This is a genomic window from Streptomyces sp. NPDC044984, from assembly GCF_040646935.1.
In the GTDB taxonomy this organism is placed as follows: Bacteria; Actinomycetota; Actinomycetes; order Streptomycetales; family Streptomycetaceae; genus Streptomyces.
The window spans coordinates 258,962-281,452 of record NZ_JBEZBE010000005.1 but is presented as its reverse complement, the minus strand read 5'-3'; the positions used below and the strand labels follow the sequence as shown (position 1 = coordinate 281,452).

Below are 22,491 nucleotides of genomic sequence, written 5' to 3'. Positions count from 1 at the left end.
TGGCCTGTGTGACGGTACTGCAAAGGTCGGACAAAGGGGTGGCTAGCTTATAGGATGGAATTTTTTATCCAAAAATGTGCTGAAAGTGAACTGGTTGCTGTACGGAGCGGATAGTCCCGTGTCCTCTGCGCAACGCAGAGGCGGGGCGCCCCTGCCCCGCCAAGCCTTCGGCGTTATCCGGCGTACTACTTGCTACTCCGTATCAAAATCGAAGAGCAGCGCTGTGACTCTCGTAGGAGCCTTGTCGAGCAGGAAGTCGTCGACGAATACCACGTCTGTGACGTCGGGGCTGTGTTCTGCGACAGCGGCGCGGACTTGGGAAAGGCGCTCAGCCTCCATGCCCGTGTCTGCGGCCTCGAACGGGCTCTTGGCCGCTACCCATACCCGATCCTCGAAGAGGACTACTGGTCCCGCGCCCCCGAGGTCGTCAATGAACTCGCTGTCTTCAGCGTCAGAGGCCCAGTTCTCCAGCAGACCGGCGGCTGCGCGGGGCTGGATCAGGCCCGGTTCCTCACGCTGAAGAATCGACAGCAAGTCACCGGCGAGGCGCCAGTCGAGCAGGCTGTGGTAAGCCATGTTCGTGTAGTCGCGGAGACACTCGTAGCAAGAACCGCGGCACTCCCGGCTGTGCGTGCCTGATCCGTATGCATTGAGCAAGTCATTGGCGGTGTCGATAAGTTCGTTGAAGACGCCCGGCTCAGCGAGGTGTGTGCAGTAACCGGCGCCGTTGTCGAGGGTGTCAGAGAGGAACGCGAACGTGCGGGCTTCCCTGTGGGACGACCCCGCCCCGTGGATACCAGAAGCGATCTCGGTGGGCTGAACCTGGAGAAGTGATCCCGCGGCAGTCCGGAGAAGGGCGGCGAGCGAGTACCAAGCGGCGCGTCGGCCTGAGCGGTCGTCGGGGAACCCCGTCTTCTGCGGTACTGACGCGAGATTCAGGCGCAGTCCGGCCTCGGGCAGCTCACCGGCCCTGGGGCCGAGGAGGAACAGATCCGTGTGCTGCGAAGCGCCGATGGCAGTCACGACAGCATCAGACCCGGAGGAGATGTCCTTGGCGAGCCACGGGAACTGCTCTACCGCCCCTGCTTCCAGGTACGCCCCCGACCAGCGGGCTGCCGGGCTCACCTTTGAGAAGGTGAAAAGCCGACCGCCGTTGTCATTGACGGCGTAGCGTCGGCCCTTCCCTGAGTGAACGACCAGACCTCGCTCTGCGAGTCGCTCCGGGGCACCGTGTTCCAGGTCAGCGGCTGTCCTAGGGGCGAGTGACCGAGCACGCCAGGCGAAGTTGCCGTCGAAGTCGCGTGCTTTACCTGAGCAGAAGAAGCCGGCCGGCTCCCGCAGTCCGATCTCTCGGTATGAACCGTCAACGGCCCCACAAGCCGGACACGGCTGGGATGGGCTGTCCTCGGCCTGAGGCGGTTGTGGCTGAACGTGCTCGGCCAAGTGGCCACAGGCGCGGCAGATGCCGATGAGGGCATCCGGGCCGAGCGGGTTGTCCACCGTCCGGGGACGGTGCCCTGTGGGTTCGAAGGCCACAACCCCCGTCGCCGTGTGGACCTGCCCGTCTTTGATGGTCTCCGCACCGGGAGCGAACTGTGAGATGGCGATGTCCAGGGAACGGTCGACCACACCCTTTGGAGGCCACGGGTACGAGTCGTAGGGACGTTTGGTGTACAGATACCGGGCCGATGTGGGAAACCCGAACATGGGCAGCAGACCTGCTTCGGCTAGCCGCTGACTGAGCTCGGGGTGCCCATGTGAGGCTTCGGCGATCTCGGACACTCGCAGGATGAGCTTCTCCGTCACCCATGCCGTCATCTCGTCCGGAGACCATGTACCGCGAGTGCGCTGAGCAAGAGCTTCCGCGAGTGCCCTGACTTCTGACTGGTGAGAAGTAATCCACTTGGTCACCGCTCCACTGACAGTAGACCAGTCTGCACAGCGTCCGAACTGGCCGTGGACATTGCGGGTTGGATCGAGTTCTTCACCGTCGTTCTTGTCCGGACGTACGTCGGAAAATGCTTGCCGAAGTACCTCAGCAGCGAGGACCCGCTCGTAGATGTCCCGCATCTCGGTGGACAAGTAGGGCGGCGGTGTCGCGTCGTTGGTGATGCGCTGGGGGTCCTGGAAGTAGTGCTCGTCGTGACTGCGGCCCCGGCACACGGTCAGTGCGAGCGCGACTGGCGAGGTGCGCCGGCCGGCCCGTCCGACGCGCTGCTGATAGTTGAACCGGGTCGGCGGCATGTTGGCCATCAAGACCGCGGAGAGCGGGCCGATGTCGACGCCGGCCTCCATGGTCGTAGTGACGGAGAGCACGTCGAGCGTATCGGGCTTCTTGTGTTCTTTACCGTCGAGGAAGATTCCCTGGAAACGGGCTTGGCGGTTCTGCGCGTCAATCCGGTCGGTCTGTCCGGTCAACTCGGCGGTGTTCAGCCGGAAAGCACCCAGTTGCCTGCGGGCCATCCACGCGTAGTAGTCACTGTCGGTGTTGTCGAACGGCGCCGACTCTGTGGGGAGGGGAGCTCCGCACTTCGTGCAGAGACCCACGCCCGGATGAAGGTGACGCCGACGGCACTTGGGGCACGTCCATGAGGCGGCGTAGCCGTGCCGCAGAGCCACCTGCTCCGGCTGAATGAGGTACTTGATGACCGCGTTTCCCCAAGTCCGCTCCACTGCCGACCGGATGTCATCGCTGTCCTGGCCCAGATGCTGCGCGGCCACTTCCCAGAAGGCTCGGAGCTTGCGCGGAGGTTCGTCGGCAGGGCTGCGGAGGCCGGCGAAGCGGCGCATGTGGCCTAGGACGCGCAGACTGGCTCGGGCCAGGGCGGCATGGGACGCACGGTCGGCTTCCAGTGGAGCCTGGTCTGAGGTCTGCGTAAGCCAGCCCAGCCCGAGCGACTCGAAATCGCGTCCGGCGCTGCCGAAGAGTCCGCCGAGCAGTTCGACGCGAAGGGTTTCCTGGATTTCCTCACGCAGATGTTCCTGGCGTTCGCTTAGCTGCAGTCCTGAGGTGTCCCGGACTGGACCATCGCCATCAGGCCACTGATACAACGTGGTCCAGGGCTCCGGGTCTGTGTCCTTGGGGCGATTGGCTGTCTCCTGAAGCGATGCCTTGGGACCGCCGGGATTGACGCCTTCCTGTACGAGACGCTCGGCGACGGTCGACGCGTGGCTGTCGAGACTGGGCACACGGCTGAGGATGGCGCGCAGCTCAGCCTCTTCCTCTGGGTCCGGCTTGGCCTCGTGCAAGTCGGAGAGGCTCAGTCCCGTAGAAGGCTTGTGATGCTTCTCCCACCGGTCGTACGTCTCGGGGTCCCGCGCGCGAAGACGCTTGTGTGCGGCCATGGCGGCGGCGGGATCAACCTGGTCGCCAACCGCTGTGCGGGCGTAGTAGTGGGTTACGGCCTCAAGATCCTTGACGGGATCACCTTGATTCGTCACCTCGTCGGCAAGCAGGAGACGGAGCAGGTCTTGGTAGTGACGCAAACCCAGACCCGCGGAGAGCTTTGCCGCGTCCTGTCGGCTGTCCGAGAAGACGACAGCTTGCCGGTGCGGCAGCAAGGAGAGCAGCCCTGTGGTGAGCACCTGATTGATCTTTTCGAAACCCGTTCGCATACTGCGGACAGGGGTACGCATGCGACGCGGATCGCTCAGGCTGAGCCTTTCACTGCCCAGCTGGCGTACCTCCCAGTCATCGCCGCATGAAGGGCACTGAGTGGGAGCCGCAGGAAGGTTTTCTAGCTTGAGGCGGTTGCTGCCTCGTTTGGACTGCGGGACGCTGACATGGAACGACCAGCCGGTGTAATCACGGTGGTTACGGAGAATGCCGGTGCGCGGATCGTACTTGCTTCGCTTGAACTCGAAGCTAGCGCTGAGAGACCCCTTGTCTGAGGTGGGTGACCAAGCAAGATGGTTTATGGCGGGTTTGTCCCGCCTAGGCCAGTAGACGACATAGTTAGCCGCGCTGGGGCCGAGGGCGGCAGCGTCCGGAAGCGCATCGAGATCCGGCAAGTCCGCTAGCAGACCTGCTTCAAACGCGCCCTTGGAATCTATGAAGGCTGACTCGGGCGCGTACCCGCCGAGGTAGACGTCACCGCAGCTTTGGCAGTAGAGCAGTTCGAGCACGCGCGCTCCGCAGCCGCACCGTGGAGTCGGGCGGGAGTACAGCTTGCCGACGGTCCGTTCGTGGCCCTCCGGACGCTCAGCCTCGCGGCAGTTGGGGTCTGAACAAGCCCATACACCCGGAATATTGCGGAAGAAGAGGTGCCCGCGAAGCTTGGGAGTGGCTGGGTCCTTCGACGTGCGCAGAGCGGCCAGAACACCTCGCAGGGCCTTCATGCGGAGGGGCGGTTCGGCTGCGGGGAAGAGCCGGTCAGCCACGTTCCGGTCGAAATCCGCGATCAGCCGGTCACCCTCACGAAGCGCGTTGACGAAGGCTTCGCGCCCTCCGCTTTCCGTGAGTGTCTTGTCAGCCGTGGACGAATCAGGAGCCGTCTCGTCGAAACGTGCGTAGGTGTCAGCAGAGGAAGAAATATCAGTGTGCGTGTGTGCCGGCAGGAGGAGTTGCCCGCCCAGGACCTCGAAACGATCGCGATCCGTACCGAAGAACTCCTGGAGGAAATCCAGGTCTCGCGGAGCTTCCAGGGATGCCGAAGCGGCCAGGATTCGGAACTTTTCCGGCTTGTCGTCCAGCCCCAGTCGGTGCCGGAGGTTGCGCAGAAGGTAGGCGATCTCGGTGCCGGCGGTTCCGCGGTACATATGCAGTTCGTCGACGACCAGGGTGAAGCGGGCCTCGGGCACCTCCTCCAGCCAGTGACGCGTCTTCTCGAAGATGCTTCCTTCACGCGACCGCATCAGCATCACGTTGAGCATGCTGTAGTTCGTGATCATGATGTCTGGCGGAGCCTGAATCATGTCCCAGCGGCAGCGCATCTCCGCACCGTCAAGTCTGGGAATGAAGAACCGGCCGTCTCCGCCTGCCTTGTGCGCCTGCCGCGAGCGTTCCTCAGTAGAAGCGAACTCCTTGCGCAGCGTTTTCACTCCAGACCGGGAGCCGATGTCCCCCGGCACTGGTGTGGCGCCCGTGTACCGCCCGAAATAGAAGCGGTGACCAGGACGGTTCCGGGCGAACCAGTCCCGTACCTCGTCACTGTCCAGCGCCTTGCGCAGACGCATCATCTGGTCGTCAACCAGAGCGTTCATGGGGTAGAGCACGAGAGCCCGGACAGCGGCATGACGTCCGCGTTCTCCGGCCCGCTGCGGCTGGTACTCACCGTGCGGTGAGCCCCACCAGCGATTCACCGGGAGACTCGTAGCTGTCCAGTCCGCTGACTCCTGGACCAGGCCAGCCAGGATCGGAAGCATGAAGGACTCGGTCTTGCCGGAGCCTGTTCCCGCGGTGACGACCACATTCCGGCCGTCGCGAATGGCTGAGACGAGGGCCTGGTGCTGGTGCTGGTAGAGCGATGGAACGCCGCGGAGCAGACCGAGCTGTGCCAGTTCCGGCAGGTCCGGATGAGCGCCCGCCTCGCGGACGGAACCAGCGAGATCGGTGCCCACCGATGCGTACTGGGGTCGGACCTCGAGGAGGGGGTCACGCCATGCGCCCCCATCGATGTCGAAGAGTTGCTGTCGCTCCCTCTCCAGGAGTTCGTCAGCAAGACCGAACGGGGTGTTGTAGTAACGGAACAGCGCATCCTTGAGGTGGTCAAAGGTCCCCAGGACGTCGAGTTCCTGTCCGGCGGCTCCGGGGTGGTCCGCGGTCGTATCAGTCATCGTTCTCCCCGAGGCTTTGTCCCAGTGACTCTGCGATCTTCATGGCTACTGTTTTGGGCACGTTGTCATATGCCAGGTTCCGGGCCGGTTCATTGATGCGTGGTGCGAGCCCGGAGCACATGACCGCTACACGTCGGTGGAGGTCCGGCAGCGGATAGCCCCAGTCGACGAAAAGAGTGCCGAAACGCTCCCGCCCGCTGTCCTTCTCAGGCCGCCAGCGCAGAACATCCGCGTCTGTGCTCTGGAACGCGAGTGCGGAGTAGACCCCCGCCTCGTGTCCTGTCTCGTACCATTTGCCGTCCCGCAGGATCTGGCATACCCGCTTACCTTCCCGCTGCTTGAACCGGTACAAGCCGTCGGACTGCGGCCGGACCACGGGTTGGTACTCGCCTCTCTCCAGGTCGTACTGCTCTAGCGGTTTGCCGTACTCCGGAGCGGAACCCCGTGCCCCGAACTCAAGAGACGGCAGCAGGGCAGCGGCCTGTAGAGCGAAACAGGGCGTATAGGTGATGCCGAGGTCTGCTGCCCAGGCTTCAAGGTCCTGCTCGTCGTTGAACTGCACGATCAACGAGACCGGCAGCGGAATATCCCGGGGAGGCCGGACACTCGGCACCCGGAACAGTTCAACCGGGCTGTCCTCCATGGTCTGCTCAAGCCGCCGCTCAAATGCTGCTGTCCTGCTGCCAGTCAGTACGGCCAGCCCTCGAGCCTGCGGAAGCTGGGTCAGCACGGGAGGTGCGGCGCACCAGCGCCTGTTGCGCCAGTCGATATCCAGCATCGCGAGAGAAACAGCATCCCGGAGCCACCGGCCTGGAGCGCCGGGCTCGACTTCCTGGCAACGGGCGCCAGCAAGCCACCATGCCCCCTGCTTGGCTTCAGAGAGCGACCCCGCGCCCTGCTCACTGACCCAGCGCAAGAGCAGGTCTCCTGGCTCGATCATCGGTTGTTCCTCTTTCCGGCGATGGCCTCAGCCGCTGTTACGTAGTCCTGCCATACCGGCAGCTGCGACCGCTGGGCTGCGCTGATCACGGCGTACGCCCACGAGAAGTCGGTGCCAGAAGGACGAGGTGCGGGAATATCCGCCGCTTCCAGCAGGGGGCGGACTGACCACCGCGAGGGCGTTCTGTAGATCAGCCAGACGTATCCGGCGGGTGCTTGGACCTCAAGGCAAGGGCCGAGGGTCCCTGCCGGTAGACGTGACGTCATCCAGGCAGGCGGCGCGCTCTGTCTGATCTTGCGCACGTCCCCGTCCGGGGTGATCAGCATGGCTTCCAGAACCGTGCAGCGCAGGATTGTGGTCCGCGGAAGCCGGATACTCTCGGGGGCGTACGCGCCACGGATCGCCGGCTGGCTGTCCTCGGTCTCCAGAGGTTCACTCCGTGCGGTTCCATTGCAGGGATACCCGAGCGTCCCGGTCTGGGGCGGCAGCCCTTCGTGCAAACCATCGTGCACAGTGAAAGTCTGACTGCTGAGCGCGGTTCCGACGGTGTGCTTGCCCTCTTCCAGAGGGACGACCCATAGAGGGAAGGGAATCCGCGGATCTGTCCGAAGAGACTGTGTATGACCGTCAAGGACAACGTCGACCTTACGGTCAGGGGTGTTACCGGGAGGCAGAAGCAAGTCCGGTGCTGCGTGCCGCAGATAGTGACCGACGACGCCGGCACCAGCCCGGTACTCGGGAGCTATCCGAAGGCCTCCGGAGAGCTTCGTCTCTTGCCTGATCTGAGGTTCCAGCACATGCGTGTGCTTTCCCCCCTGGTCCAGGGTGCGGGTGAAGGCCGCTCCGTTGACCGCTCGTACCCCCTTGAAGAGCTTCCAGCCCGGTACGGGAGATGGTGTCTCCCGGATGGTGCGGCCGCCCAGCGTTCCGACCATGGCACGGACTTCACTCACGGCTGAGTCGGCCGCGAGGAGCCAGTGCTGCTCTCCGGGCTCGAAGTACTCGGTGCTTACCCAGTCGCCCAGATGCGGATGCTTGCGGAGCAGTACAACTTCCTGGGGAACCCATTCGATGACGAGGTCCTTGCCCCCTAGACGGACGCCGTTGGACAGCTGTTGGGCCGAGGGATGCAGCGTCTCCAGCCCGCTGTAGGTGTTGGCGTAGTCGTGGTGGAGCTTGAACGTCCGGCCGTCAGGCAGCAGGCTCACTTCCGTCTCGGGGAGTTCTTCGACTGACTCCGCGAGCCATTCCAGCCGCTTACCGCGATCTGCTACTACGAGGCGGAGGCCGAGGGCTCGGCGCCTGTGCTCGTGCTCTGGTTCGTGGAGCCTGCCGTCCCATTCATCGGCGAGTCGTTTCAGGAGACTGACGATGAGCGTGTCACCGCTGTCACCCGCGTTGGCCAGTTCATCCATGAGCCGGGGCGAAAGCCGCCGGTCCCTGCCAGCGGTCCAGACACGAAGCCGCCGAAGCAGCTCTCGGCCGGATACCTGAGCTGGGTTGTTCGGCCGTAGGCGGGTAGCAGCGAAGAACCTGGTGAGAATCTGCCGGTCTGAACCTCGTACCAAGGCCTGGGAGATGGGGTAGCCGATCTTCCAGTAGTGCTCGTCCGTGCTCACTGTGCTGGTGCCACAGAGGCCGCCTGTGCTGTCGAGCCACCGGTCAAGCTGTTCCCACATGGTGGCAACGTCCTCGAAGGCGCTCTTGAGCCTGTTCGCGCGGTAGGTTCCTGACTCCTCGCCGAACAGTTGAACCCAACGGCCGTAGAAGTTGGACTTCAGCATGCCGTCAGAGGACGTCATGCGAGTCGCGGCAAGTACCGAAAGTGCCAGGAGGGGCAAGCTGGGAGGGGGCCCAGAACTACCGCCGTTCTCCCACGCAAAACACGCGTTCTTGATCCGATGGAGCAGCGGTCTGTCTGGGTCCCAGTTCAGTTCTCCAGCGACGGCGTGGGCAAGCGTCGTGTTGAGATTGTTGTCCTTCGCCAGGTCCCGGGCTACCTCGTCATCGACGTACAGGACCGCACTGCGAAAAGCCTGGTCTGCTCCGAAGAACTCCCCACCGAGAACTTCCTGCCAGCGCTGGTATGCCCCCCTCATTGCCCTGCTTGATCCCCTTCCGTGCAACGCGCGCCCTGTTGATGCTGGGCATGCTCGCTCAGCGGGCAGGCCTACAGCTGGTCGCCCAAGCGGGCGGCAGCCGATCTCCGCGAAGCAGGGCAGGCGGAACGAACGCACATGGTGCGTATACAGCAGAATCACAATACTCAGGAAGTAGTTGGTAAGACAGGTGTAGACCGAAGGTATTTGATCTAGCAACCTAAGCGGACTCTTGTTGGCCGGCCTGGTGATCGAGCCTGGTAAGCGCAGTTCTGCCCCAACTGCCGCAAGGCCCTCCCCACATGGTGCAAAGCGCGGTGAAGGACGCCGACGTCTACCTGGTCGAGGCGCCTGAGGAGCGCCGGGACGCACTGGCCAGTCTGCGCCGCCTGTACCAGGCCGAGCTCAAGGGGGTCGGCGAGGTCGTGACGTACGGCATGCCCGTGCACCAACGGGATGGGACTTCAGAGATCGCCTTCGCGAGTCAACGGGACGTGTGATGTCGGCGGCGGTGCCGCCGACATCCGTGCGGAGGCCGTCGGTGGCGGCGTCAGCGGACCGGTTCGGGGTGGTCGGCGCCCAGGTGGGTGGTGAGGAAGCGGGCGGCGCGGTCGAGGGCGGCGTCCGCCTCGTCGAGGTGGCCGTAGTGGTGCTGGAAGACGTGGGGGAGGCCGGGGCCGATCTCGAGGGTGACCTCGACGTCGGCGACGCCCGCGCGGCCGGCCAGCCGGACCGCGTCGTCGAGCAGGACCTCGTTCGCCCCGACCTGGACGAGGAGCGGGGGCAGTCCGGTGAGGTCGGCGAAGAGCGGGCTGGCCAGGGGGTGCGTCCGGTCGCCCGTGCCGACGTAGAGATCGGCGTAGGCGCGTATGTCGGCCTCGGTGAAGAGGGGGTCGGCGTCCTCCTTGGAGCGGATGCTCTCTCCGGAGAGGGTGAGGTCGGTCCAGGGGGAGAAGACGGCCACGGCGGCCGGCTGCGGCAGTCCGGCCTCCCGGGCCGCGAGCAGGGTGGCGAGGGTCAGGCCGCCGCCGGCGGAGTCGCCGGCCATGACGAGGTCCCGTGGGTCGGTGCCCGCCGCCAGCAGTGCGCGGTAGGCCGCGAGTCCGTCGTCGACGGCCGCGGGGAAGGGATGTTCGGGCGCCAGCCGGTAGTCCACCGACAGCGCTCGCAGCCCGGCACGACGGGCCAGTTCGCCGACCAGGCCCGCGTGGGTGTCCGGTGAGCCGACGACGTAGCCGCCGCCGTGGAGGTAGAGCAGCCGGCCGCGGCCGGAGGCCTCGGCCGGCTCCAGTTCCAGGGCCGGCCGCCCGCCCAGGACGGTCCTGCGGGTGACCACGTCCTCCGGCGCGGGGCGGGTGAGCGCCGCGTCGAAATCGTCGCGCTGCTTCTCGGGGGTGGGCCGGGTCTCGCCGCGAGGGGCGGAACGGAGTACGGCGTCCAGGGCCTTGCGTTGCTGTCGGGACATGCGGGCCTCCACGGGTCGGGTGCGAGGATGGATTCCTGGGAATCCATCTGTCCGACGCCAACCGGATTCCGTGGAAGATGATTCCCAGGAATCCATTGGAGGCTGGTGTGGGACACGTCACTTCTGTCTTTGTCGATCTCGTCCGCGTCGAGACCCGGCTCTACAACGCGGTGAACGCCCGGCTGCGCGCCGAACGGGGCCTGGGGCTCGGGCAGTTCGAGTTCCTGGAGGTCATCGACCGCGTGCCGGGGTGCCGCGTGCTCGACCTCGTCGGCGAGCTGGCGATCACCGTGGGGGCCGTCAGCAAGGCGGTCGACCGGCTGGTGGCCGCGGGCTGGTGCCTGCGGGTCGCGCACCCCCAGGACCGTCGCTCGTCCGTCCTCCGCCTCACACCCGAGGGCGAGGAGCAGCTCGCCGCTTCTCGCCCCGTCGTCGAGAGCGCACTCGCCTCACTGACCGGGGCGGTTCCCCCTGGCGACCTGACCCGCGTCGCCTCGACCCTGGCCACCCTGCGCGCGGCCCTCGAGGCGGGCTCCCACGGACAGCCGGGCTGAGGGGCGCGAGGCCGGCCACGTTGCGGGAGGGGGTGCGGCGGCAGGGGAGAATGAGGGAATGGCGATGTGCAAGAAGTGCGGTGCCCGCAAGCGGAGTTGGTCCCGTTCCTGCTCCCGGTGCCGCTCGGGGAGGGACTGGACGGAGCCTGCCGCGGACGCCGCCGACCTCGCTTCGGCGGCGGGACTGTTCGGCTGGCTCTGGCGAGGAGTCAAGGGGGTCGTGCGGCTGGTGCTGCGCGCGGGCGACTGACCGGGCCCGGCGGACGTGTTCCGGCACAGGGCGGCCGGGAGCCGGTGTGCGGGGGTGGGACTCGTAATGGAGGGGGACGCGGTGGTAGGTCCGGGCGGGTGTGGCGGCGGGGGCTGCGGGCGATCCCGCCGCGGGTGCGGGCGCCTCGGACGCCGAGGCGGTGCGGGCCCGGTGCCGGCATGGGCGCTGGGTGACGCGGGCGTCGGTCGCCCTGTGGGGCAACTGGTTCGACGGGGTCGTCATCGTGCAGCCGGACCTCGCGGGAGCGAGGCTCTTGCCGAAGCTCACCGTGAGGAGCGGCCACCGAGTCCACCCGGAGTGCCTTCGCTGTCACCGGAGGCACTGGGAGCGGAGAGCTTTCGGTCAGGAGCTGTGAACTGTGGACACTCGCGCCAGAAGGCGACTGCACGGCAAGTGAGGTGAGGTGTGCGGTGGACACACCTGCCGTGGATCAGGGATGAGCGGTGCCACTCGAAGCGGCAGTCGGTACTGACTCAGTCCGCGCGAGGATCGAGGGACCGCGCGATGAGCGCGGCGATCCCGCCGAGTTGTCCGGCCTGTTCCTCGGTGAGCCGGCCGAAGACGTGTTCGCGCAGGGTCGCGTAGTAGCCGGGTGCCGCCTGTGCGTACTTCAGGGACCCCGCCTCGGTCAGCGAGGCGATCGTGATGCGGGCGTCCGAGGGGTCCTGCTCGCGCACGAGCCAGCCCTGTCTCTCCAGCCGAGAGGCGATGCGGGACAGGTGTGACGGGGTGACCCGGGACAGTTCGGCGAGTGAACTCATGGTGTGCGCGCGGCCCCGGTGCTGCGTCAGGCACCACAGGATCAGGAACTCGTGATGGCTCAGTCCCTGCTGCTTGAGCCGTCCGTCCAGCGCTGCCGGAAGCCACAGGAGCACCGACAGCAGCGACTCCCAGGTCTCCGCCTCGACCGGGGCGAGCTCATGATTCGCTTCCACACGCGTGATCGTAGCGCGAAGGCACTTTCCGCGGTAAGTGACTCAGAGGTACTTACCGTGGAAAATTTTGGACTCTAAGTTAGTTTCCCCTGCAAGTGAATGTCGAGCAAGGAGCGAACGATGCGTGCTGCCCGCTACCACGACTACGGCCCCGCCGACGTACTCGTCATCGAGGACGTCCCGGAGCCGCACGCCGGTCCCGGTGAGATCCGTATCCGGGTCACCGCGGCCAGCGTCAACCCGGTCGACTGGAAGCTGCGCTCGGGGGAAGTCCGTGAGCACTTCCCGGTCGACTTCCCGGCGATCCCCGGTCGCGACGCCGCCGGTGTGGTGGACGAGGTCGGCGAGGGCGTCACCGGTGTCGCCGTCGGTGACCGGGTCTTCGGCCTCGGCGGCGTCTTCGGAGCGACCGCGCAGTACGCCACCCTGACCGCCTGGGCCCCGGTGCCGGAACCGTGGACCCTGGAACAGGCCGCCGGGGCCGGGCTGGCCGTCGCCACCGCGGGCCGGGGGCTCGACGCGCTCGGCGACCTGTCCGGCCGCACGCTGTTGATCGAAGGAGCCGCCGGCGGTGTGGGCAGCGCCGCCGTCGCCATGGCGGTGGCCCGCGGCGCCACCGTCATCGGCACGTCGAGCACGGGCAAGCACGCCTATCTGCGCACGCTGGGGGCCCTGCCCACCACCTACGGCGAAGGGCTGGCCGATCGAGTCCGCGAACTCGCCCCGGCGGGAGTGGACGCCGTGCTCGACATGGCCGCCTCCGGATCGCTCCCCGACCTCGTCGCCATCGCCGGCGACACGGACCGCGTCGTGACGGTCGCCGACGCGGCACGCGCGGACCTGCTCGGAGTGCGGCACCTCTACGCGGAGAACGACGCCACGGTGCTGGCGGAGGGCGCGGCACTGGGCAGTCAGGGCAGGTTCGCGCCCCACCTCGCCGCGACCTACTCGCTGGACGAGATCGCCGAAGCGCACCGGGAGGCCGAACGCGGCCGCACCCAGGGGAAGATCGTCGTCATCCTGTAGCGGCGACCGCAGCGCGGGCGCGACCGCCCCGCGCCCGCGACGGCGTCACGACAAGGCGGGGCAGGTGCGGCCGGGCGCCCACCAGCCGCCTGCCGCGTAGAAGGTGTTGGCCGTGTGGCAGACGTCGTTCAGCGGGTCCGGCAGGGGTTCGGGCTGACCGGGGAACGAGAGAAGCGCGCGGCTGCCGGACAGCCGGAGTGGTTCGGCGAGCACGACCCGTACCCGGACGTCCGGCCCACACCCGCCTCCTCCGCAAGCGTGTCCTGCTCCATGCGTGGATCCCAGGTCAGGAGTCGTCCGCGACGAGTCCGAAGCCTTCAGGGAAACCCTCCAGGAACTCGCGGCGCGAAGGGTCGGTCTCCTCTGCTGCCATCGAACCGAGGAGGTCGAGGAACTCGCTTCGCTGATCACTCGTCAGCCGGGTCACGAGATGGGCGACACCCTCCAGGACCTTGACCGCGTCATCTGGATCCATCTGCTCGTCCTCGCACCCCTCGACGAACCGGAGGACATCGACCAGTGCCTCCGCGAGAGCACGGGTCAGCGACGGGTACACAGGCATCGGAACGATCTCCCACCAGGCGGCTGACAGAACGCGGCCATCTCACCACACGCCACTGACATCACCGTCGGTGAGCCCACCGCATGAAGTGGACCAGAGCCCGTTCTCGCGAACAAAGCCAGTGCCGGACCGTGGCCTGTTTCGGTGGCAGTCGGCCGGGTCCGCGTCCTGGACGCCTCGCCCCGAAGCCACTGCAGGAACGCTCCCACCCCGTGGCCACCCCGAGAGGGCGAAGAAGACCCCCCGGGGCATGTCGGCGGTCGCCGGGTACGGCACCTTCCCCGGCCGTCCGTCCTTGGCGCATGGCCGGCAAGTGAAGGAAACTCGGTGGTCCTGCTGATCTCCGAACCGTGATACTCGACGTCCATGACGCGTGACGACCCCACCGGAGGCATCCCGGTCAACCCGGCGTTACGTCGGATTCTGGCGCGGGCCGACGGGCCGGAGCTGTTGGAACTGCTGGCCGACGGGTTGTCGGGTGCGGATCTGACCACCTTGCTGCTGGAGGTGTTCCGGCGCCGGGCGGACCGGGTCTCGCCGGCCGAGGTGATGCGGCGCTATCGCAGTGACCGGTTCGTGGCCCCGGCGCCGGTCGGGTTCGCCGCGCTGCGTCGTGCCGAGGACGCGCTGGTGTCGGCGTTGCCCGACGGCTTCGAGGTCCTCGTGCTCGCCCCGGTCGTGCCACTGGCCACACACTCGGCCGTGGCGACCGTCGATCCGCGCAAGGTGATCGCGACGGTCCGGGGCAGCGAGGTGGCCGCCGATCCGACGAACGCACTCGCGCTGGAGGCATCGCACCGGCGCGCTCTGGCCCTGGCCGCCGACCCGCGCTCGAACATGCCGGTGCGGCTGGCGGCCGGCCAGCGGGTGGTGCGCGCCCAGAGCTTCAAGGGGCCGGGGAATCTCGCCCACTTCCAGCTCTTCGGCCTGGTGACGGCCGGCCGGGACACCGGCAACCGGCTCTTCGAGCACCAGCACCTGACCGAGCACCTGAGGTTCGCCGCCCAGGTCATGGCCGGCATCGGGGCACAGGACACACGGATCGGACTGACCTTCCTGGACGACGCGCCCGGTCCGACCCTCGAGCGGGTGCGCCACGACCTCGCCGGGCTGCCGCAGGTGGAAGTGTGCGAGGAACCCGACCGGGCCACCGGACGCGGCTACTACACCGGCGTCTGCTTCAAGATCTACACCAGTATCGGGGGCGATCGGCTGGAGGTCGGCGACGGTGGCTTCGTCCCGTGGAGCCAGTTGCTCACCGGTAACCGCAAAGAACGCCTACTGATCAGCGGGTTCGGTGTGGACCGCCTTGCCGGGGCCATGACGTCGCGGTCGGCCCTGGACGGCACCGGGGATTGAGTTCCTGGATCGGCCGGCCCGTCGCATCGACGGCCCGCCGCATCGCCTGCGGTGCGGAGCGGGCAGCCCGAGGGGCTAGATCACGGTCCTTTCTTCGGTGACCATGACCGCCACCGAATCCAGGTCGATGAACTTGCTTTCGTCCGGGTTCACCAGTTCTTTGTAGTTCTCGGACGTGAAGAAGGCGTCGTGGTCCGCCCAGCTTTCGAACCAGATCTCAGTGAGGCCGTCGTAGGCGGGACTCGGGTAGCCTTCGGCGGGGACCGGGTGGGAGACGGTGTACTTCTTCACGTACCGCTGAGCTTCCGGAATGGAGGTGAACAGCGGGGCGTGCCGGTCTCGGTGGTGCTCGACGAATTCCTCGAAGGTCATCCCGTCGATGCGGTTTATCATGAAGGCGAACTTGATCACGGGCTTCTCCTTTTCGTGTTCGCGGACGTGAGGGAGGACGGCCGGATGCGCCGGCGGTGGGGCGCGAGCCGTGGGGTCAACGTAGACGCTCACATCGATGTCAGGGGCAAGTCGCTGTGACCCGGAGCGCGCGGGGGGATGGGATGCGGATCGGTGAACTGTCCGCCCGGACGGGAGCGAGTCGTCGATCGCTGCGCTACTACGAGCAGCAGGGTCTCCTGGTCAGTGCGAGGTCACCCAGCGGCCAGCGGTGCTACGACGACGAGCACGTCCGGCGGGTGGCGCTGATCCAGACGTTCCTGGCCGCCGGGATGTCCAGCAGGACCATCGCCCAGTTGGTCCCCTGCATGGCGCAGCCCGACGCGGACAGGGCCCGGCAGGCCTTGGCCGTCATGGATCGGGAGCGGACTCGTCTTTCAGCCGCGATCGACAGCCTGGCCGCGGCCAGGGAAGCGCTTGATCGCCTGATCGACGCCAATCGGGACTTTCTGGCGGACGCGGCGGGTGATCCGGTCTCGGAGCGACCGGAGCGACCGGAGCGACCGGAGAGACCGGAGAGACCGGAGAGACCGGAGCGACCGGAGCAGCCGGGCCGGCGACCTGGTTCTCCTCCGGTGGGGTGCTCCGGGCTGCGCGGCTCGCGCTCAGAAGCTCCCCCTGGCTGACGTCTTCCGCCGGGTGTCGCCGCCGACACCATGGGGAGGCTGTCGGGGAGCGGCGTCGGTGGACCGGCAGGGCTTCGGCGTAGTCGGAGGCCGGAGGCCGGAGGCGATGGTGCGGGCGCCGGTCGGGCGGAGAGCTCCGATCGCGAGGTTTCCGCGGGTGGCCCTCGCTCTGGGGGTGTTTCCGGTCCGCGGCCGGGAGGCGTCCTCGGTGAAGGTGATATGGGCGATATCCGCCGCAAACTCTGTTTTAGTTCCTCCGTGCTGCCCAACGCACCGAAATGCAACCGCCAGTTGATCCCCAACGCCGTGACGAGGGACACTACCTGGCGGATGCGCGTTCCCGGCCGAGTGGCACTCGCTTCGGTATCCTCTCGTGCAGGTCGTCGGAGGCCATTTACCCAGGGATTACTGGGCAGTTGACCTCAGGTTTTCGTGGTAGCGTCCTTGTTCGGAGGGACAGTGCAACCTGAAAGGGAAATCGTGAACACGGAGAAGATCGCCGCTCGCCGCCTCTCGCTGGAAGAGGTGACGAAGCTCGGCGTGAAGGACAGGATCTTCGTTTCCGCCGACACGGCAGAACTCAAGCTTCCCGACTGCTATGTCCCTGCTTTTCTGACCAAGTCCGGTGAGGATTTCGAGGGCGGCTCGATCACGGCGAGGACCGTATTCCAGGAAGAGGTCTCCTGCCTCCCCGACGACGAGAACGAAGCCGGGATCTACCTGGCCGACGAGAACGGCCCGGTGACCATCGAGGTCCTTCAGTCCGCCGGTGTCGTGCTGGACCTGGCACTTTTCGTCCCCGGTGGGGACAAGGGGTCCCTCACGGCCCTTTACGCTGCGGTCCGGCAGGCGTTCGGCGCCGACGTCGTGCAGATCTGGCGCCAGGGCCTCAAGGAGGTTCCCGACGTGAAGGTCGACATCTTCGAGGAGCAGATTCCCCGGGGGCGCAAGGGGGGCGACAGCCCCAAGCGTGACCGTCGCGCGATCGACACCTACCCCACCCGTGCGGACTTCATCGAGTTCTCCGCGGGGTGGAAGCCGGTCGTTGAGATTCACAAGCCGGTCGTCGACGACACCCCGACTATCTGAGGCGGCGTCACCTCTCGTCCCGGCCTGAGGGAACGCCGAGAACGCATGCGCCGGACCCGGTCGACCCCTGAGCGGCCCAGGGAGCCGTCGGAAGGCAACTCGCGAACGCCGAAGCGCCCTTCCACCGCATGAGCGTCGTCCGCGTCCGCACCTGTCTCTTCAGACGCGCAGGAGATCATCCCCCGGCACCGTCGGTCGGCTCCGCCCGACGGTGCGCGGAGACGCGGGCCACCGAGGCGCGATGGACATGAGGCGGGAGCCGTCCGCTCGCGCTCCCTTCACCGCGAGTGGTCACGAAGGCGCTCGGGTGCCCGGCGCCCAGGTGGGAAGTGAGGAAGCGGGCGGCGCGGTCGAGTGCGGCGGCCGCCTCGTCGAGGCGGCCGTAGCGATGCTGGAAGACGTGGGGGAGGCCGGGCCCGACCTCGAGTGCGACCTCGACATCGTCGGCGAACTGGCGATCACCGTGGGGGCCGTCGGCAAGGCGGTCGACCGGCTGGTGGCCGCGGGCTGGTCCTGCGGGTCGCGCCCCCCAGGACCGTCGCTCGTCCGTCCTCCGCCTCACCTCCGAGGGCAAGGAGCAGTTGGCCGCTTCCCGCCCCGTTGTCGGAAGCGAACTCGCCTCACCGACCGAGGCGGTGCCCCCGACGACCTGACCCGCATCGCCTCGACCCTGGCCGCCCTTCGCGCGACCCTCGGGGCGGGCTCCCACGGCCGGCCGGGCTGAGGGGGATGACCTGCGAACGCGCTCGGGAGGCGGCGGGGAAGGGGAGCACGGCGGCAGGGGAGAATGAGGCCATGGCGATGTGCAAGAAGTGCGGTGCGCGAAAGCGCAGTTGGCCCCGTTCCTGCTCCCGGTGCCGTTCGGAGTCGGACTGGAAGGAGCCTGCCGCGGACGCCGTCGACCTCGCTTCGGGGGCAGGTCTGTTCGGTTGGCTCTGGCGGGGGGTCAAGGGGGTCGTGCGGCTGGTGCTGCGCACGGGCGACTGACCGGGTCCGGCGGACGCGCTCGGGTCGGGAGGCCCTCGCCGGGGCGGACCAGGTGTGAGCGGCCTCCGGGTGGCTCCTGAAGCCACCGGCATCGATCACGGCGCGGGGACGCGCGGCGACTCCGGGAGTACGGCAGTCAGCCGGGTCCGCGTCCTGGACGCCCCTCCCCGAAGCCGCCACGGGAACGCCGCCACGGGAACGCCGCCACGGGAACGCCGCCACCCCCACCCCCGCCCCGAACACGGATCGGGCCCGGACCGCACGCCCCGGGAGGTGTAGAACCGCCCCCACCGCTCACCCGGCCCCCACGGGACTCGCGTACGACGGAGGGAGCCGGCCGTGCGGCAGCATCCGCCCGAGGGCACCGCGGAGATCCTCTTCATCGGCAACGCCACCCTGCTGATCCGTTACGGGGAGCTGACGCTGCTGACCGATCCGAACTTCCTGCACCGCGGGCAGTTCGCCCACCTCGGCTACGGGCTGGTCTCGCGCCGGCTGACCGAGCCCGCCGTCGACGTGGCGGAACTTCCCCACCAGGACCTGGACGCCGTCGTGCTCTCGCACCTGCACGGCGACCACTTCGACCGGGTGGCCCGGCGCGGGCTGGACCGGGGCCTGCCGTTCGTCACCACCCCGCACGCCGCCCGCCTGCTGAAGGGCCTGCACGGGTTCCGCCACGCCGCCGGGCTGCGCACCTGGCAGAGCCGCACCCTGCGGCACGGGGACTCCTCCGTGCGCGTCACCTCGCTGCCGGGCCGCCACGCGCCCGGCCCGCTGCGGGTCCTGCTGCCGCCCGTGATGGGCAGCATGCTGGAGTTCGGCGACCGCTCGGGAGAGGTCCGGCTGGTCCTCTACCTCTCCGGCGACACCCTGATGTACGACGGGCTGCGCGGGATCGCCGGACGCTACCCCGACATCCACCTGGCGGTCCTGCACCTCGGCGGTACGACCCTGCCCGGCGGCCTGGTGGTCACCATGGACGCCGGGCAGGGCGCCGACCTGCTCGACCTGCTGCGTCCGCGCCGCGCGCTGCCCGTGCACCACGGCGACTACACGGTCTTCCGTTCCCCGCTGGAGGACTTCCTCGCGGAGGCGGGGCGCCGGGGCCACGACGCGCGCCTGGTGCGGTGCGCCCCGGGTGAGCGGGTGACCGTAGGAGACCGGGCGGCGGCCTGACCCGCACGCGTCGCGGCCGCTACAGGAACGCCCCCACTCCCATGGCCACCCCGAAGAGCACGAAGAAGATCCCCCAGGTCATGTTGGCGGTCGCCGAGTACGACACCTTCCCCGGCCGTCCGTCCTCGGTGTGGACGACCACCACCCGGCGCGGGTCCCCGGGGTCGTAGCGGAGGACGACCGGGATGCCGGCGTGCAGGGGGTGGGACTCGTGGTTGAGGGGGACGCGGCGGTAGGTCTGGGTGGGCGGGGCGTCGAGGTTGTTCACGGGTGGGGCCTGGTAGCGGACCTGCGGGGGGTGGACGACCGGGCCCTCACGGCGGGCGTTGCGGGCGACCTCGCCGCGGGTGCGGACGCCCCGGACGCCGAGGCGGCGCAGGGCGCGGCGCTGGGTCAGGGCGCCGCGCAGGACCGCGGTGCCCAGGGCCAGCGCCCCGGCGGCCATGACGAGCGTGATCGTGAGCCACGGCTGATCCATGTGACGTCCCCCCGGAGCCGACTTCAGGTCTCCATGGAGACGGGCGCGGTCAGGGGGTGGTTCCCCGTGCTGCCACCCGGGCGCACAGCCGGCCGTCAGGCCGTGCCGTGGCACTCCCCGTACGCCCGCCCCGAGCCGCACCAGCAGGCCGCCGAGCGCTCCGGGGGCCACGCCACCGCCCGGCCCCGGGCCGCCAGCGTCGTGGCGTACTGGGGCAGCAGCGCCGGGTCGGCGGGGGAGGCGAGCTCCGAGGCGGCGAAGGCCTCGTACGACGGGACCGTGCCCGTGACGATGCCCAGGTTCGGGGTGCCGGACGCGGCCAGCTCGCGCAGGGCCGCCTCTATGGCCGCGAGGTGCTCCTCGTAGGAGGGGTACTCCTCCGCCAGGGACGGGTACGCCTCCGTCAGTTCCGCCAGTTCGCCGGCCGGCCAGTGCAGCACCGCCACCGGGAACGGGCGGGACAGCGCCTCCCGGTACGCGCCCAGTTCCGCGCGCAGACGGATGATCTCCGCCTCCAGCTCCACCGGGTTCTCCGAGCCCAGGGACCACACCCGCTTGGGGTCGTGGAGCTCGTCCAGGGTGATCGGGAGGGTGTGGACGGTGTCCGCGAGCGCGTCCCACTCGTCGTGCGCCGCGCCGAGCATCCTGCGCACGCGGTGGCGGCCGAAGAGGAGCGGGTGGGTGGCGCGCGGGGGCGCCTCGACACCGGTCAGGAGGAGGCGTACCGCCTCCGTGAACGTCTCGTGCGCCTGCTCCAGCTCGTCGTGCGACTCCAGGGACTCCGCGACGATCACCCAGGGGGCCGCGTCGCGCGGGGCCGCCGTGCGGATGCCGGTGATGATCGCGCGGGCCTCCGCCTCGTGGCCGTACTCCCAGAGGTTGGACGCCTTGAGGGCCCGTACCAGGTACGGGTCGTCCAGCTCCTGGGAGGAGGCCAGCAGGCGGTCGTAGAGGGCGGTCGCGGCGGGGCGGTCGCCGGAGAGTTCGCGGTGGGCGGCGGCCCGCAGCAGCAGGGCCTCGGCGTCCTCGGGGTAGCGGTCGGCGATCCGCTCCAGGCGGGCGGCCTCGGTGGTGTGGTCGACGTTTTCGGCAGGCGTGTCGGGGCGCATGGGGGACACCGTACTGCCGGGAGGTGACAGGAGGTGAGGGAGCAGGGGCGCACGGGTCGCTCCGGGCCCGTGCGCGGAGCCCCGCGATCCGTACGGCGAACGTCCGGCCGGCGGAACCGTCGTGCCGTGCCGGACGTTGTGATGTCGTGGTGGCCGGAACCGGTCCGGTGCGGCGCCGGTACGGCCGGTGATCCGGTGCGGCGCCGGTACGGTGGGCGCGACGAGGGGGAGGGGGCGGCGAGTGATCCGTCATCGGGCGACCGTGCGTTCCGCCTTCGCCGTGTTCCTGCCGTTGCTCCAGGTCGTCCTGCTGCTGATGCCCGCCGCCGGCGGGCTCTCCGTGGTCGACGTCGCGCTCGCCGCGACCGCTGCCGCCGGCACCGCGCTCGCCGTCTGCGCGCTCCTCGCCGCCCGCTGCGCGCCCGCCGTACCGCCCACCCGGGTGCGTACGGCGATACGCGACCGTGACCGGCGCACGGCCTTCCTGCCCCAGCGCGACCCCGACGCCAAGGGGCGCACCAGACCCCGGGCACCCGGACACGCCCTCCCGGCGACCGCCGCGTAGGGCACTCCTTCCGTACGCTCCGTACGTACGTTCACCACGCCCCGCTGCGGGTCGTCATGCCGCCTTTCCCGTACTCCCGGCACGACGAGACCCCCGGAGGGCTCACCCATGTCCGTCTTCGCCAGCCTGGTCGAGCACCTGGCCGACCTGCTCCGGCCGCTGTTCGGCGTCTCCGCGGCGGCCGCCGCGATCGTCCTGTTCACCGCCTTCGTACGCCTCCTCGTCCACCCCCTGTCCCGGGCCGCCGCGCGCGGACAGAAGGCGCGGGCGGCACTCCAGCCGCGCATCGCCGAGCTGCGCCGCAAGCACGGCCGCGACCCCGAGAAGCTGCGGCGGGCCGTACTGGAACTGCACGCGCGGGAGAAGGTGTCGCCGCTCTCCGGGTGCCTGCCCGGGCTGCTCCAAATGCCCGCGTTCTTCCTGCTGTACCACCTCTTCTCCAGCGAGACGATCGGCGGGCGGACCAACGAACTGCTCGGGCACCGGCTGTTCGAGGCGCCGCTCGGCGGCAGGTGGGCGGACGCGCTCGGAGACGGCGGGGTGTTCGGCGGGCCCGGACTCGTGTACGTCGGGCTGTTCGCGGTCACCACCGTCGTCGCCTGGTGCGGCTACCGGCTGTCCCGGCGGATGACGGCCGCCGCCCCCGCGATGCCCGCGGCCGGTGAGGGGGAGCAGGTGCCGGGGCTGGCGGCGGTGACCAGGGTGATGCCGTTCATGTCCTTCCTCACGCTCGTCACCGTCGCCGTCATGCCGCTGGCGGCCGCGCTGTACATGGTGACCAGTACGACGTGGAGCGTGGCGGAGCGGGCCGTGCTGTACCGCTGAGCGCGGGGCGGGACGGAGGCGGGGGTGCCGTTGACCGGTGGCCGGGGGCCGTTGAGGTCGAGTGCGCGGTTCCCCCGGCCCCTGGGGGGTCGGGGCCGGGTGCGCGGTTCTTCGAGGTCCAGTACGTGAACCGGGTCTTGCGGAGTGGAACGCGGGCTTGGAGGATCGACCAGTCCTCCGATGGCTGCGCCCCGCCGCAT

20 protein-coding genes and 1 pseudogene are annotated in these 22,491 nt (G+C 68.5%); 12 read left to right on the top strand and 9 right to left on the bottom strand.

The genetic code is table 11. The annotated features are described in order from the left end of the window. Positions 1 to 192: 192 nt before the first annotated feature. Genes AB0A94_RS08095 through AB0A94_RS08085 form a run of 3 tightly spaced genes read right to left on the bottom strand, consistent with a single transcriptional unit; the run spans position 193 to position 8,814 of the window. The gene (locus tag AB0A94_RS08095; RefSeq protein ID WP_361740542.1) at positions 193 to 5,775 is read right to left on the bottom strand and encodes a DEAD/DEAH box helicase; all 5,583 of its coding nucleotides are present in this window, start codon (positions 5,773 to 5,775) and stop codon (positions 193 to 195) included. Then, complete coding sequence (locus AB0A94_RS08090) at positions 5,768 to 6,715, bottom strand: hypothetical protein (protein ID WP_361740539.1); 948 nt, start codon at positions 6,713 to 6,715, stop codon at positions 5,768 to 5,770. Before AB0A94_RS08090 ends, AB0A94_RS08095 begins: the two co-directional genes overlap by 8 nt. Next, positions 6,712 to 8,814: a hypothetical protein gene (locus AB0A94_RS08085; protein WP_361740536.1), complete on the bottom strand. Its 2,103-nt coding sequence runs from the start codon at positions 8,812 to 8,814 to the stop codon at positions 6,712 to 6,714. Before AB0A94_RS08085 ends, AB0A94_RS08090 begins: the two co-directional genes overlap by 4 nt. 302 nt (positions 8,815 to 9,116) lie before the next feature. Between AB0A94_RS08085 and AB0A94_RS08080 the strand changes: the two genes are divergently transcribed. Next, a complete protein-coding gene (locus AB0A94_RS08080; RefSeq protein ID WP_361740533.1) occupies positions 9,117 to 9,314 on the top strand; it encodes a hypothetical protein in 198 nt (65 codons plus the stop codon). A 50-nt stretch (positions 9,315 to 9,364) separates the two neighbouring features. On the opposite strand, the gene AB0A94_RS08075 is transcribed toward AB0A94_RS08080, so the two are convergent. Further along, complete coding sequence (locus tag AB0A94_RS08075; protein ID WP_361740530.1) at positions 9,365 to 10,279, bottom strand: alpha/beta hydrolase; 915 nt, start codon at positions 10,277 to 10,279, stop codon at positions 9,365 to 9,367. 107 nt (positions 10,280 to 10,386) lie between these two features. Between AB0A94_RS08075 and AB0A94_RS08070 the strand changes: the two genes are divergently transcribed. Together AB0A94_RS08070 and AB0A94_RS08065 are read left to right on the top strand one after the other, a co-directional pair. Then, positions 10,387 to 10,833: a MarR family winged helix-turn-helix transcriptional regulator gene (locus AB0A94_RS08070; protein WP_361740527.1), complete on the top strand. Its 447-nt coding sequence runs from the start codon at positions 10,387 to 10,389 to the stop codon at positions 10,831 to 10,833. A 58-nt stretch (positions 10,834 to 10,891) separates the two neighbouring features. Then, positions 10,892 to 11,083, top strand: a complete 192-nt coding sequence (locus tag AB0A94_RS08065; protein WP_361740524.1) for a hypothetical protein — start codon at positions 10,892 to 10,894, stop codon at positions 11,081 to 11,083. A gap of 494 nt (positions 11,084 to 11,577) precedes the next feature. On the opposite strand, the gene AB0A94_RS08060 is transcribed toward AB0A94_RS08065, so the two are convergent. Beyond that, the gene (locus AB0A94_RS08060) at positions 11,578 to 12,039 is read right to left on the bottom strand and encodes a MarR family transcriptional regulator (RefSeq protein WP_361740521.1); all 462 of its coding nucleotides are present in this window, start codon (positions 12,037 to 12,039) and stop codon (positions 11,578 to 11,580) included. 120 nt (positions 12,040 to 12,159) lie between these two features. Between AB0A94_RS08060 and AB0A94_RS08055 the strand changes: the two genes are divergently transcribed. Both AB0A94_RS08055 and AB0A94_RS08050 read left to right on the top strand, forming a co-directional pair. Continuing rightward, complete coding sequence (locus AB0A94_RS08055) at positions 12,160 to 13,065, top strand: NADP-dependent oxidoreductase (RefSeq protein WP_361740518.1); 906 nt, start codon at positions 12,160 to 12,162, stop codon at positions 13,063 to 13,065. Positions 13,066 to 13,185: 120 nt separating this feature from the next. Continuing rightward, positions 13,186 to 13,302: pseudogene (locus AB0A94_RS08050) on the top strand (haloacid dehalogenase); the annotation flags it as partial. Between the two features lie 49 nt (positions 13,303 to 13,351). On the opposite strand, the gene AB0A94_RS08045 reads toward AB0A94_RS08050, so the two are convergent. Further along, on the bottom strand, positions 13,352 to 13,627 hold the full coding sequence (locus AB0A94_RS08045; RefSeq protein ID WP_361740515.1) for a hypothetical protein: 276 nt from the start codon (positions 13,625 to 13,627) through the stop codon (positions 13,352 to 13,354). Positions 13,628 to 13,993: 366 nt separating this feature from the next. Here AB0A94_RS08045 and AB0A94_RS08040 point away from each other — a divergent pair, with 366 nt between their 5' ends. Then, entirely contained in the window at positions 13,994 to 14,986 is a 993-nt protein-coding gene (locus AB0A94_RS08040) for a hypothetical protein (protein ID WP_361740512.1), read from the top strand. Between the two features lie 75 nt (positions 14,987 to 15,061). Here the strand turns inward: AB0A94_RS08040 and AB0A94_RS08035 are convergent, their stop codons facing one another. Next, on the bottom strand, positions 15,062 to 15,397 hold the full coding sequence (locus tag AB0A94_RS08035; protein ID WP_361740509.1) for an EthD domain-containing protein: 336 nt from the start codon (positions 15,395 to 15,397) through the stop codon (positions 15,062 to 15,064). Positions 15,398 to 15,540: 143 nt separating this feature from the next. Between AB0A94_RS08035 and AB0A94_RS08030 the strand changes: the two genes are divergently transcribed. The 4 genes from AB0A94_RS08030 (at position 15,541) to AB0A94_RS08015 (ending at position 19,314) form a co-directional block, all read left to right on the top strand. Further along, positions 15,541 to 16,062, top strand: coding sequence for a MerR family transcriptional regulator (locus AB0A94_RS08030; RefSeq protein ID WP_361740507.1), 522 nt, complete (start codon positions 15,541 to 15,543; stop codon positions 16,060 to 16,062). A 480-nt stretch (positions 16,063 to 16,542) separates the two neighbouring features. Further along, entirely contained in the window at positions 16,543 to 17,151 is a 609-nt protein-coding gene (locus AB0A94_RS08025) for a hypothetical protein (protein ID WP_361740504.1), read from the top strand. 322 nt (positions 17,152 to 17,473) lie between these two features. Next, positions 17,474 to 17,875: a hypothetical protein gene (locus AB0A94_RS08020; protein ID WP_361740501.1), complete on the top strand. Its 402-nt coding sequence runs from the start codon at positions 17,474 to 17,476 to the stop codon at positions 17,873 to 17,875. Positions 17,876 to 18,477: 602 nt separating this feature from the next. Further along, complete coding sequence (locus tag AB0A94_RS08015; RefSeq protein WP_361740498.1) at positions 18,478 to 19,314, top strand: MBL fold metallo-hydrolase; 837 nt, start codon at positions 18,478 to 18,480, stop codon at positions 19,312 to 19,314. Positions 19,315 to 19,333: 19 nt separating this feature from the next. On the opposite strand, the gene AB0A94_RS08010 is transcribed toward AB0A94_RS08015, so the two are convergent. Beyond that, positions 19,334 to 19,792, bottom strand: coding sequence for a DUF3592 domain-containing protein (locus AB0A94_RS08010; RefSeq protein WP_361740495.1), 459 nt, complete (start codon positions 19,790 to 19,792; stop codon positions 19,334 to 19,336). 95 nt (positions 19,793 to 19,887) lie between these two features. Next, the gene (locus tag AB0A94_RS08005) at positions 19,888 to 20,901 is read right to left on the bottom strand and encodes an SEC-C domain-containing protein (protein WP_361740492.1); all 1,014 of its coding nucleotides are present in this window, start codon (positions 20,899 to 20,901) and stop codon (positions 19,888 to 19,890) included. Positions 20,902 to 21,142: 241 nt separating this feature from the next. On the opposite strand from AB0A94_RS08005, the gene AB0A94_RS08000 reads away from it, so the two are divergent. Then, entirely contained in the window at positions 21,143 to 21,466 is a 324-nt protein-coding gene (locus AB0A94_RS08000; protein ID WP_361740489.1) for a DUF6412 domain-containing protein, read from the top strand. Positions 21,467 to 21,574: 108 nt separating this feature from the next. After that, positions 21,575 to 22,291 (top strand): YidC/Oxa1 family membrane protein insertase, encoded by a 717-nt coding sequence (locus tag AB0A94_RS07995; RefSeq protein WP_361740486.1) that lies wholly within the window; start codon positions 21,575 to 21,577, stop codon positions 22,289 to 22,291. The last annotated feature ends 200 nt before the right edge of the window (positions 22,292 to 22,491 follow it).

Bases quoted from the DNA above. Each gene is read 5' to 3' on its own strand.
- AB0A94_RS08095 (WP_361740542.1), bottom strand. From the start codon at position 5,775: ATGACTGATACGACCGCGGACCACCCCGGAGCCGCCGGACAGGAACTC.
- AB0A94_RS08090 (WP_361740539.1), bottom strand. From the start codon at position 6,715: ATGATCGAGCCAGGAGACCTGCTCTTGCGCTGGGTCAGTGAGCAGGGC.
- AB0A94_RS08085 (WP_361740536.1), bottom strand. From the start codon at position 8,814: ATGAGGGGGGCATACCAGCGCTGGCAGGAAGTTCTCGGTGGGGAGTTC.
- AB0A94_RS08080 (WP_361740533.1), top strand. From the start codon at position 9,117: ATGGTGCAAAGCGCGGTGAAGGACGCCGACGTCTACCTGGTCGAGGCG.
- AB0A94_RS08075 (WP_361740530.1), bottom strand. From the start codon at position 10,279: ATGTCCCGACAGCAACGCAAGGCCCTGGACGCCGTACTCCGTTCCGCC.
- AB0A94_RS08065 (WP_361740524.1), top strand. From the start codon at position 10,892: ATGGCGATGTGCAAGAAGTGCGGTGCCCGCAAGCGGAGTTGGTCCCGT.
- AB0A94_RS08055 (WP_361740518.1), top strand. From the start codon at position 12,160: ATGCGTGCTGCCCGCTACCACGACTACGGCCCCGCCGACGTACTCGTC.
- AB0A94_RS08045 (WP_361740515.1), bottom strand. From the start codon at position 13,627: ATGCCTGTGTACCCGTCGCTGACCCGTGCTCTCGCGGAGGCACTGGTC.
- AB0A94_RS08040 (WP_361740512.1), top strand. From the start codon at position 13,994: ATGACGCGTGACGACCCCACCGGAGGCATCCCGGTCAACCCGGCGTTA.
- AB0A94_RS08030 (WP_361740507.1), top strand. From the start codon at position 15,541: ATGCGGATCGGTGAACTGTCCGCCCGGACGGGAGCGAGTCGTCGATCG.
- AB0A94_RS08010 (WP_361740495.1), bottom strand. From the start codon at position 19,792: ATGGATCAGCCGTGGCTCACGATCACGCTCGTCATGGCCGCCGGGGCG.
- AB0A94_RS08005 (WP_361740492.1), bottom strand. From the start codon at position 20,901: ATGCGCCCCGACACGCCTGCCGAAAACGTCGACCACACCACCGAGGCC.
- AB0A94_RS07995 (WP_361740486.1), top strand. From the start codon at position 21,575: ATGTCCGTCTTCGCCAGCCTGGTCGAGCACCTGGCCGACCTGCTCCGG.